At 67.5% G+C, this 10,511-nt stretch carries 11 protein-coding genes; 3 read left to right on the plus strand and 8 right to left on the minus strand.

Annotated features, from left to right (window positions below; genetic code table 11):
* Positions 1 to 177 precede the first annotated feature (177 nt).
* A complete protein-coding gene (locus ACE5CZ_RS11000; protein WP_374947372.1) occupies positions 178 to 1,056 on the plus strand; it encodes a fructose-bisphosphatase class II family protein in 879 nt (292 codons plus the stop codon).
* A 75-nt stretch (positions 1,057 to 1,131) separates the two neighbouring features.
* Here ACE5CZ_RS11000 and ACE5CZ_RS11005 read toward each other — a convergent pair whose 3' ends face one another.
* The 5 genes from ACE5CZ_RS11005 to ACE5CZ_RS11025 form a co-directional block, all read right to left on the minus strand.
* Entirely contained in the window at positions 1,132 to 1,554 is a 423-nt protein-coding gene (locus tag ACE5CZ_RS11005; protein WP_374947373.1) for a heat shock protein transcriptional repressor HspR, read from the minus strand.
* Between the two features lie 48 nt (positions 1,555 to 1,602).
* Positions 1,603 to 2,592, minus strand: a complete 990-nt coding sequence (locus tag ACE5CZ_RS11010; RefSeq protein WP_374947374.1) for a DnaJ C-terminal domain-containing protein — start codon at positions 2,590 to 2,592, stop codon at positions 1,603 to 1,605.
* An 85-nt stretch (positions 2,593 to 2,677) separates the two neighbouring features.
* Entirely contained in the window at positions 2,678 to 3,319 is a 642-nt protein-coding gene (locus ACE5CZ_RS11015; protein ID WP_374947375.1) for a nucleotide exchange factor GrpE, read from the minus strand.
* A gap of 2 nt (positions 3,320 to 3,321) precedes the next feature.
* Entirely contained in the window at positions 3,322 to 5,193 is a 1,872-nt protein-coding gene (gene dnaK / locus ACE5CZ_RS11020; RefSeq protein WP_374947376.1) for a molecular chaperone DnaK, read from the minus strand.
* 164 nt (positions 5,194 to 5,357) lie between these two features.
* Complete coding sequence (locus tag ACE5CZ_RS11025; RefSeq protein ID WP_374947377.1) at positions 5,358 to 6,521, minus strand: hypothetical protein; 1,164 nt, start codon at positions 6,519 to 6,521, stop codon at positions 5,358 to 5,360.
* Between the two features lie 37 nt (positions 6,522 to 6,558).
* Here ACE5CZ_RS11025 and ACE5CZ_RS11030 point away from each other — a divergent pair, with 37 nt between their 5' ends.
* Together ACE5CZ_RS11030 and ACE5CZ_RS11035 are read left to right on the plus strand one after the other, a co-directional pair.
* Positions 6,559 to 7,875 (plus strand): MFS transporter, encoded by a 1,317-nt coding sequence (locus tag ACE5CZ_RS11030; RefSeq protein WP_374947378.1) that lies wholly within the window; start codon positions 6,559 to 6,561, stop codon positions 7,873 to 7,875.
* A 211-nt stretch (positions 7,876 to 8,086) separates the two neighbouring features.
* The gene (locus tag ACE5CZ_RS11035; protein WP_374947379.1) at positions 8,087 to 9,049 is read left to right on the plus strand and encodes a hypothetical protein; all 963 of its coding nucleotides are present in this window, start codon (positions 8,087 to 8,089) and stop codon (positions 9,047 to 9,049) included.
* A 21-nt stretch (positions 9,050 to 9,070) separates the two neighbouring features.
* Here ACE5CZ_RS11035 and ACE5CZ_RS11040 read toward each other — a convergent pair whose 3' ends face one another.
* The 3 genes from ACE5CZ_RS11040 to ACE5CZ_RS11050 all read right to left on the minus strand — a co-directional run.
* A complete protein-coding gene (locus tag ACE5CZ_RS11040) occupies positions 9,071 to 9,931 on the minus strand; it encodes a prenyltransferase (protein ID WP_374947380.1) in 861 nt (286 codons plus the stop codon).
* Complete coding sequence (locus ACE5CZ_RS11045) at positions 9,928 to 10,242, minus strand: lycopene cyclase domain-containing protein (RefSeq protein ID WP_374947381.1); 315 nt, start codon at positions 10,240 to 10,242, stop codon at positions 9,928 to 9,930. The genes ACE5CZ_RS11040 and ACE5CZ_RS11045 overlap by 4 nt, the downstream gene beginning before the upstream one ends.
* Positions 10,239 to 10,511: lycopene cyclase domain-containing protein (locus tag ACE5CZ_RS11050; RefSeq protein ID WP_374947382.1), on the minus strand; the 273-nt coding region annotated here is incomplete at its 5' end. The genes ACE5CZ_RS11045 and ACE5CZ_RS11050, both read right to left, overlap by 4 nt.

The following is a 10,511-nucleotide window of genomic DNA, read 5'->3' on the forward strand; positions in this document are numbered from 1 at the left end:
CGGGCACATCGGATGCCGACGGCTTGGTTCCCGGCTCGGTGTCGCTTCCGTAGCGCGCATCGATCTCGATTCGCTGGGCGGCGCGCAGCGTCTCGGAGTCGGGGTGGTCGAACGGCGTGTCGCGGATCTCGACAATCGAAGGAGTGCTCACGAGTGAGAACGCTACCCTCTTCAGTGATGCCCTCGCACACGCCGTCCCTCGCGCCGACCACCGTCGTCGGAGCCCACAACTACCCGGCCGATCTCGTGGCCGCCATCGTGCGCGCGACCGAGGCCGCGGCATCCGCATGCCTGCCGCTCGTGGGGTCGGGCGACAAGAGCGGCGCAGACGAGTTGGCCGTGGCGGCGATGCGGGATGCGCTGGGCCGGGCCCCCTTCGCGGGCACGGTCGTGATCGGCGAGGGAGAAAAGGATGAGGCTCCCATGCTCGCGAACGGCGAGCGGCTCGGCACGGGAACGGGGCCGGCGTGCGACGTGGCCGTCGACCCGCTCGACGGAACGAGGCTGGCGGCGGAGAACCTGCCCGGGGCCGTGGCCGTGATCGCGTTGGCGCCTCGGGGCACGATGTTCGATCCGCGCGACGTGTTCTACATGCAGAAGCTCATCTCTTCTGCGGCGGGGATCGGCGTGCTCGACGTCGGCGCGTCGGCGGCCGAGAACGCCGCGCGGCTGGCACGGGCGCTCGCGAAGCCGATCGACGAACTGGTCGTCGGAGTTCTCGACAAGCCGCGGCACGCATCCGTCGTCGCCGAGCTGCGCGGCGTCGGAGTGCGCGTGCACCTCGTCGGCGAGGGAGATGTGTCGATCGCGATCGCCGCGGCCACGCCCGGATCGGGCATCGACGCCGTGATGGGGGTGGGCGGCACTCCGGAGGGCATCATCGCGGCGTGCGCGGTGCGCTCCCTCGGCGGTTTCATGCAGGGGCGCATGGCGCCGCAGACAAACTCGCAGCGGGATGCCGCCGTGGCGGCGGGCCACGACCTCGACCGAGTGTTCACACTGAACGAGCTGGTCGCGAGCGACCGCCTGCTCTTCGTCTCGACTCCGGTGACCTGAGCAGCAGCTACCGGCGCGGACAGTGGATACCGGCACACCGGGAGCTATTGACCGCACCGGTACCTGCTGGCGAGGTCAGTCGCGGTCTGCGGAATTGGGGCGCCAGATCACGATCTCCGTGCGGCGGGCCGATCGGGTTCCGTGCTTCAGCGACACCACGTCGCCCTGCACGCCTGCCGCGAAGACGCGCCGGTTGGGTCGATTCAGCAGTTCGTCGGCCAGGGCGCCCTCGAGTTCGCGAACGCGACTCGAGAGGGCCGTCACCTGGTTCTCGAGGGTCAGGATGCGGGCGATGCCCTCAAGACTGACGCCCTCGGCCGACAAGCGCGCGACCTCGCGCAACTGCACGACGTTGCGCATCGAGTAACGGCGCGACTTGCCGGCCGTGCGCGTGGGGCTGACCAGCCCGATGCGGTCGTACTGGCGCAGGGTCTGCGGATGCATGCCCGCCAGTTCGGCGGCCATGGCGATCGCGAACATCGGTGAGTTCTCGTCCATGGCCTGCCCTCCTGTCTGGCTGGTGCGGGGTGATGCGGATGCGACCGGTTACTCGTGCGCCTTGGAGAGCAATTCGATGCGCGGGTTCTCTTGCGGCTCGACCGCGTGGAAGGCTTCGAGGGCCTCACGCGCCTCGGCACTCAGGTGCGCCGGAACGGCGACCTGGACCACGGCGAGGAGATCGCCCGTGCCCTTCGACGTCTCGACGCCGCGACCCTTGACCCGCAGCACGCGACCCGACGGCGTGCCGGGAGCGACCTTGAGTTTGACCGGGTCTCCGCCCAGGGTCGGAACCTCGATCGTCGCACCCAGGGTCGCCTCGACGAAGGTCACGGGAACGTTCACGCGGAGGTTCAACCCGTCGCGTTCGAATACGGGATGTTTGCGCACGGTCACGGTCAAGACGATATCGCCTGACTCGCCCCCGTCGGGACTGCCCTCGCCTTTGCCGCGCAATTTGATCTTCTGGCCATCGGAGACGCCGGCTGGAATCCTGACCGTGATCGGTCGCCCGTCTGCCGTCTGCAGCGTGATGGTGTCGCCCTTGGTGGCTGTGTGAAAGTCGATGGTGGCGCGCGCCGTCACGTCGCGGCCCCGGGTCGGCCCGCCGTATCCGCGGAACCCGCCGGACGAGCCGCCGAAGAGTCCTCCGAGCAGGTCGTCGTACTGGCCGCCGGCACCGGGCTGGGTGTAGGTGTACTGCTGGCCACCGCGACCGCCTGCGCCGCCGCCGCCGAACATGCCGCCGAAGACGTCTTCGAAGCCGCCGCCCTGCTGGCCGGGAGCCTGGAATCGTGCCCCGGAACCCATCGCGCGGATCTGGTCGTACTCCTTGCGCTGGTCAGGATCGGAGAGCACCGAGTTGGCCTCGGAGATCTCTTTGAACTTGGCCTCGGCCTGGGGGTCGCCGGGGTTCGAGTCGGGGTGGTAGGTGCGCGCGAGCTTGCGGTAGGTCTTCTTGAGCTCGGCCTCGGAGATGTCTTTCGAGACGCCGAGCACCTTGTAGAAGTCTTTGTCGAACCAATCCTGGCTGGCCATGTTTTCCTTGTTTTGTTCAGCCCTTCGACAGGCTCAGGGAACGAATCCATTCCCTGAGCGTGTCGAAGGGGCTACCAGGTTGTGATTACGCGCTGACCGGCGTCGAGACGACGACCTTGGCCGCACGCAAGAGCGTGGAACCGAGGTAGTAGCCCGTCTCGATGACGTCGGCGACCGTCTCGACCTCGACCTCGGCCGACGGCTGCTGGAAGATCGCCTCGTGCAGCTGCGGGTCGAAATCGTCGCCCACGGCCGCGAAGGGTGCGAGTCCCAGGCGCCCGGTTGCGCCGCGCAGCTTCTGCGCGATGGATGCGAACGGCCCGTCTCCGAGGTCGCCGTGCTTCTCAGCACGGTCGAGGTCGTCGAGCACCGGCAGCAGCACCTTCACGACGTCGCCGACCGTACGCTCGCGCTCGATCTCACGGTTCGACTCGGTGCGCTTGCGGTAGTTGGCGTACTCGGCCGTGACGCGCTGCAGGTCGGCGAGCCGTTCTGCGGCGAGCACCTCGTCTGAGGCCGTCGACGATGACGCGGTCGACGCGTCGTCGAGAAAGCTCAGGTCTGCGTCGCTCAGCGAGGTCTCGACATCAGGCCCCTCGGCCTCGATGAACTCACCCTCGACGGGCTGCCCTTCGACAGGCTCGGGGAACGACTCGTTCCCCGAGCTTGTCGACGGGGTGTCGACCGACTCGTCAGGCCCGTTCTCGGGATGTGACTGGTCAGTCATGGTTACTTGTCCTTCGTGGGCTCGTCGTCTTCGACAACCTCGGCGTCGACCACGTCTTCGTCGCTCGGGGCGTCTTGAGGGGCGTCGGTCGGCTCGTCGCCCGCTGCCGCGGCGTCGGCCTGGCTCGAGGCGTAGATGGCCTCGCCGAGCTTGCCCTGGCTCTCGTTCAGCTTGTCGAACGCGGCCTTCACGGCGTCGTCGTTGTCCTCACCGGCGAGCGCGGTCTTGAGCTCGTCGACATCGGCCTGAACAGAAGTCTTGACGTCTTCGGGCAGCTTGTCGTCGTTCTCTTTGATGAGCTTGTCGATCGAGTAGGCGAGCTGCTCGGCGTTGTTGCGCACCTCGGCGGCCTCACGGCGCTTCTTGTCTTCGGCGGCGTGCTCTTCACCCTCGCGAACCATGCGGGCGATGTCGTCTTTCGACAGGCTGGAGCCTCCCGTGATCGTCATCGACTGCTCTTTGCCGGTGCCCTTGTCTTTGGCGGACACGTGCACGATGCCGTTGGCGTCGATGTCGAAGGTGACCTCGACCTGAGGAATGCCGCGCGGGGCCGGCGCGATGCCGGTCAGCTCGAACGTTCCGAGGTTCTTGTTGTCGCGGGTGAACTGGCGCTCGCCCTGAAAGACCTGGATCGCGACGGACGGCTGGTTGTCGTCTGCCGTGGTGAAGGTCTCGCTGCGCTTGGTCGGGATGGCCGTGTTGCGCTCGATGAGGGTGGTCATCATTCCGCCCTTGGTCTCGATGCCGAGGCTCAGCGGGGTGACGTCGATGAGCAGAACGTCTTTGCGCTCGCCCTTCAGCACGCCGGCCTGGAGGGCCGCGCCGACGGCGACGACCTCATCGGGGTTGACGCCCTTGTTCGGGTCTTTGCCACCGGTGAGCTTCTTGACGAGGTCGACGACGGCGGGCATGCGGGTCGATCCACCGACGAGCACCACGTGGGCGATGTCGTTGACCGAGACGCCGGCCTCGCGTATGACGTCTTCGAACGGCTTCTTCGTGCGGTCGAGCAGGTCGCTGGTGAGCTCCTCGAACTTGGCGCGGCTGAGCGTCTCGTCGAGGTTGGCGGGGCCGTTCTCGGTGAGAGACAGGTACGGCAGCTGGATGCTGGTCGAGGTCGACGACGAGAGTTCTTTCTTCGCCTGCTCCGCGGCCTCTTTCAGGCGCTGCTTGGCGATCTTGTCGCCCGAGACATCGACGCCGGTGGCGTCTTTGAAGCGCTTGATCAGGTAGTCGACGACGCGCTGGTCCCAGTCGTCTCCACCGAGGCGGTTGTCACCGGAGGTGGAGCGCACCTGGATGGTCGAGAAGTCGTCGTCTTTTCCGACTTCGAGGAGCGAGACGTCGAACGTTCCGCCACCGAGGTCGAAGACCAGGATGAGCTCGTCTTCTTTGCCCTTGTCGAGGCCGTAGGCGAGCGCGGCGGCGGTGGGCTCGTTGATGATGCGCAGCACGTTGAGGCCTGCGATCTCGCCGGCCTCTTTCGTGGCCTGGCGCTCGGCGTCGTTGAAGTACGCCGGAACCGTGATGACGGCGTCGCTGACCGTGTCGCCGAGGTACGACTCGGCGTCGCGCTTGAGCTTGGCGAGGATGCGCGCCGAGAGTTCTTGAGGGGTGTACGGCTTGGCGTCGATGTCGACGGTCCAGTCGGTGCCGACGTGGCGCTTCACCGAAGAGATGGTGCGGTCGACGTTGGTGACGGCCTGGCGCTTCGCGGTCTCACCGACGAGCACCTCGCCGTCTTTGGTGAAGGCGACCACCGAGGGGGTCGTGCGGAAGCCATCCGCGTTGGCGATGACGGTGGGTTCTCCACCTTCGAGGACCGCGACAACCGAGTTGGTGGTACCGAGGTCGATTCCTACTGCACGAGCCATGTGGGTGATTTCTCCTTGTTTTGCTTGCTGAAACGAAATGCTAAGTCTGCCCAAGGGTTGAGCCTTGTTGACTCAAGTGTGCCAGCGGCCGAGATGGGTGTCAAGTCCTCACAGCAAAACTTGAGCTAGGTCGACTCAAGTTTGAACGCGCCCGCGAAAAAGGGCTACGCACGCAGCCGCGACGGCTGCGCGAGAACGGCGTCGCGCGCCGCGAACACCGCGCCGTCGACCGCGCGCGACGCCAGCGGCGCCGCCACGACGACCTGCACTCGCGCATCCATGGCCGGCACCAGCCACGCCCCGAGCGCCGCAAGATACCCGTCGAGTACGACGACATCGGCCCCCAGCACGGCGACGATCGCGTCGATGGCACCCGAGAGCACCCCCGCCGCGTGGGTGACGGCATCGACAGCCCGCGGGTCGCCCTCGCCGAGCGCTGCGAGCAGGGCGGCGCGCGCATCCCGAGGGTGCGCGTGGGCGTAGATCTCGGCGTCGCCCCGCGACCGGATGCCTGCGGCGGCCAGCAGCGACGGCAGCGAGACGACATCGGCGAGGGTCTCGCGACCCCCGCCCGGCAGCGCCGAGGGGATGCGGGCGAAATCGGCCGCGCGAGAGCCGCGGAGGTCGAGCGGCTCGCCGTCGACGATGATTCCCCCGACGAGTGAGCGCTCACCGCCGATGTACACGGCCCTCCTATCGACGAAGAGGCCCTTCGTGTCGCTGCGCACGATCGCGAGAGCGGAACACGAGCTGACCGACGCCGCACCCAGCGTGATATCGGCTCGGCCGGCAGCGGCCAGCCGTGCCGCGACATCCGGCACGAGGTCATGCTCGCCGGGCCAGCCCGACGCGATCTCGATCGCCACGAGCGTTCGAGGCGCGTCGACGCTCTCGAGAACCCAGTCGATGGCGGTCGCGAGCGCCTCCGCGACGAGTTCGGGCTGCGCCCGCACGAGGTCGAGCCTGTCGGAGTACTGGCCGAGGTGATCGCCGGCGACGGTGGCGGTGCGAGCCTGCACGCCGTCGACGTCGAGGCGCAGGCCCGCGACGACCAGGCGGCCGCCTGCGAGGAAGACCGAGTGCGTCGGCCGACCGACGTGGGCCTGGGTGGCCGCGAGGTCTTCCGACACGAGTTCGAGCTCCTTGAGCTCGGCGATCATGCCGGTGAGCGTGGAGAGTCCGAGCCCCGACCATTCGGCGATTCGAGCACGCGACGAGGGCCCGTAGTCGCGCAGGTAACGAAGCACGATTGCGAGATTGTGCTCGCGCAGATCTGCTGTGTCTCCGCCGCGGCCTCGGCCGAGAAAGACTCCCCGGTGCCGATCCATTCGCTCAGCCTAGCCGCGGCGGCGCTACTGTGTGACCATGAGTGTTCCCGCACGGCAGGTCAGGGCGTGGGCGCTGTGGGACTGGGCGACGCAGCCCTTCAATTCGGTCATTCTCACCTTCATCTTCACCGCGCTGTACCTCACGACCGACGTGTTCCTGCCGGCCGACGTGGCCGCGTTGCCCGACGACGACCCCGCGAAGGTGGCGGGGCTCGCGGACCTCGCCAGCGGTTTCGGCTTCGCGATCTTTCTCGCCGGGCTCGTCATCCTCGTTCTCGCGCCGGTCATCGGCCAGCGTGCCGACCGCGCCGGCAACCGCAAGGCCGGCCTGCTGGTCTACACGATCCTGCTCATCCTGTGCATGGGCGGGCTCTTCTTCGTGCAGGGGCAGCCGAGTTATTTCGTGCTCGGAGCCTCGCTCGTCGCGGTCGGCAGCGTCTTCAACGAACTCGCCGGAGTGAACTACAACGCGTTGCTCGTGCAAGTCTCGACGAAGCAGTCGATCGGGCGGGTCAGCGGCCTCGGCTGGGGACTCGGCTACATCGGCGGCATCGTGGCGCTCGTGGTCGTCGTCGTGGCATACAGCGCCGACTGGTTCGGACTCTCCGAAGAGAACGGGCTGCCCTTCCGCATCGTCGCCGTCGGCTGTGCCGTCTGGACCGTTCTCTTCGCGATTCCGATCTTCGTCTTCGTGCCCGAGCTGCCCCCGGCGACGGCGCTCGGCCCCCGGGTCGGCTTCGTCGCGAGCTACGCGGTTCTCGTTCGAGACATCAGTCGACTGTTCCGTGAGAGCCGGCCCACGTTCTGGTTTCTCGTGGCGAGTGCCGTCTACCGCGACGGCCTGGCGGGCGTCTTCGCCTTCGGAGCGATCATCGCCTCGGGTACCTTCGGCTTCTCTTTTCTCGAGGTGGTCGCGTTCGGAATCGCCGCGAACCTCGTGGCCGGCGTCAGCACGATCGTCGCCGGGCGCTTCGACGACCGCTTCGGCCCGCGCGCGGTGATCCTCTTCTCGCTCGTCGGTCTGGTGGTCGCGGGCCTAGGCGTCTTCGCCCTGCACGACGCCGGCAAGATCGTGTTCTGGATAGGCGGCCTGGCTCTCTGCCTGTTCGTCGGCCCCGCCCAGACCGCGTCGCGCTCGCTGCTCGCCCGCCTGTCTCCGGTGGGTCACGAGGGTGAGATCTTCGGGCTCTACGCCACGACCGGGCGTGCGGCGAGCTTCATCTCCCCCGGCCTCTGGTCGCTCTTCATCGCCGTCGCGGGCGCGCAGTACTGGGGCATCCTCGGCATCGTGCTCGTCGTCGCGGTGGGCCTCGTACTCATGATGTTCGTGAAGCTCCCCGACCTCCGACACTGAGCTGTCGAAGATGGCGGCCTCATCCGGCCGAAGCTCGCCATCTGCGCCACATCACCTCTCCCTCCCGAAGGCGCCCGTGGTGAGGTGACGCAGATTGCTGGTGCGGAGTGGTCGAAGGCCACCATGTGCGACATCTGACGACGGCACCTGCCCGGTCGAGGCCTGTGGACAACTTGCGACGAATCGGCGCGTCTTCCGTGACACTGGGCGGATGCCCCACGCCGCCCCGCTGCCTGACGACTTCCGCAACGCGCCCTTCTCGGTTGCTGACGCCCGCCGCGCGGGCGTGAGCCGTAGCCGGCTCCGCGCATCCGACCTGCACGCGCCCTTCTACGGAACTCGGCTCGCCTCGAGCGCACCCACCCTGCGGCAGCGGTGCCTCGCGTGGCAGTCTATCGCCCCCGCCGAGTCGTACATCAGCCACTCCACGGCGGCGCTGCTCTACGGATGCCCCCTTCCGCGGCGACTCGAGAGGGCTGCCGACATCCACGTGACGGTAGCCCGGCCACTGCGACCACCCCGGGCCCGAGGCATCGTCGGCCACTCGACCGCACCGCGCACGCAGGCCTGGCACGGCTCGCGGGGGCTCCGGATGTGCACCGCCGAGCAGACCTGGCTCGACCTGGCGACGCAGCTCAACCTCCTCGAGCTCGTCGCCGCCGGAGACTACCTGCTGCGGGGATTCAGGGAACCCGACGGCACACGCCGCCCGTTCACCACTCGCCAGCGGCTGCGCGAGGCCGCTTCCGCCCACTCGGGCCGGCGCCAGCGCGCACTCATCGCCGAGGCTCTCGACGCCGTGCGGGAACGTGTCGACTCGCCGAAGGAGACCGAGCTGCGGCTCCTCCTGCAGAAGGCCGGTTTTCCCGAGCTCATCGTCAACGAGCCCGTGCGCGACGACAACGGACGGGTGCTCGCCTGCCCCGACCTGCGTGTTCGCGGCTTTCACCTGGGCATCGAATACAAGGGCTTCGTGCACGCGACGAGCCACGACGCCTGGGAGAACGACATCCGGCGCCAGCGCAAACTCGACGAGGTCGATTGGAAGACGATCGACGTGATGCGCGGAGATCTGGTGCAGCCGCACCACATCCTGCTGGTGATCGAGCGCGAACTGCAGAAGCGGGGATGGACGGGCCGATCGACGTGGCCGAGCCTGCACTACGAGCCATAACCAACGGAGCGCGGACGCGGTTCAGGGAACGAGCACCCGCAGCCAGATCAGCAGCATGGTCACCACGAAGCCCGAGATGAAGTTGAACAGCAGAAACCGGCGCCAACCTCGGTTCGCGCGCTCCGCATCCGCATCGGCGATCGACCAGTACGGCAGCACGCTCAGCGCGTACGGCAGCACGAGCAGTGCGCCCAGAGGCCCGGGCCACGTGGTGAACAGCATCAGCACGCCGCCCAGCAGATATGCCACGAAGGCGAAGCGCACGGTGGCCGCTCCGCCGATGACGGTGGCGATCGACGCGATGCCGCCCTCGCGGTCGGCGACGATGTCTTGCACCGCGCCGAACGCGTGACTCGCCACGCCCCAGAGAAAGAAGGCGGCCAGCACCGCCCAGAGCGCCGGAGAGAAAGCGGCTCCGGCCAGCACCAGGCCGTAGACCGCGGGGCTCACGAAGTGCGTGCTCGAGGTGAGCGAGTCGATGAACGGGCGCTCCTTGAACCGCAGCTTCGGTGCGCTGTAGGCGAGCACGGCGAAGAGGCTCACGGCCAGCACCAGCCACGACAGCGGTGACCCGACGAGCACGAGGAACACGATGAACGGCACGTTCGTGATCACGACCGCCCAGAGGGTGATCCGGTGCAGCGACTTGTCGAGTACGGCGCCCTCGACGCCGCCCTTACGCGGATTGCGCAGATCGGACTCGTAGTCGAAGACGTCGTTGATGCCGTACATCGCGAGATTGTACGGAATGAGAAAGTAGAGCGTGCCCAGCACGAACAAGAGGTCGACCTCGCGCGTGACCAGCAAGTATCCGGCGGCGAACGGGAACGCCGTGTTGACCCACGAGAGGGGCCGCGACGACAGCAGCAACTGGCGGATCATGCGCGCGGCTCCCCAACGCGGGCGGGCAGCAGCAGCCAGAGCGACGGCAGCAGAATAGCGGCCGCGATCGCATAGGCGAAGTCCTCGAGCGGCGCGATGCCGAGAAACGCTCCCGAGATGAGCGCTGGCTCGTAGCCGACCAGCCCGACGCCGATCATCACGTTGTCGAAGACCGCCGTCATGACCAGCACGACACCGAGGGTGATCGCGATCGCGATCCAGGGCCGCGTGCTCCGGATGCGCAGGGCCGCGACGATCGCGACCAGCGCGACAATCGCGAGAAAGAGCGCATTCAACGTCCAGTAGGTCATGGCCGCGCCGCCTCGCGCACGGAACGGTTCCTGTCGAGAGCCCGCGTCACGAACCCGAACAGGTTCATGACCAAATAGCACAGCAACGTCAGAAAGAAGATCTCCTCCACCGGCAGCTCAGGGGCGAGCTGCAGCCCGGTCATGAACGACGTCTCGCCGCGAAAGAAGATGCCGAACCCGATGCCCGCGAGATCCCAGCAGACGAAGAACACGAGTCCCGCGGCAAGAACGATGGACGCCCGTCGCCCGTCGCGAAAGAAGAACAGCGT

It is taken from the genome of Agreia sp., from assembly GCF_964263775.1.
GTDB lineage: Bacteria > Actinomycetota > Actinomycetes > Actinomycetales > Microbacteriaceae > Agreia.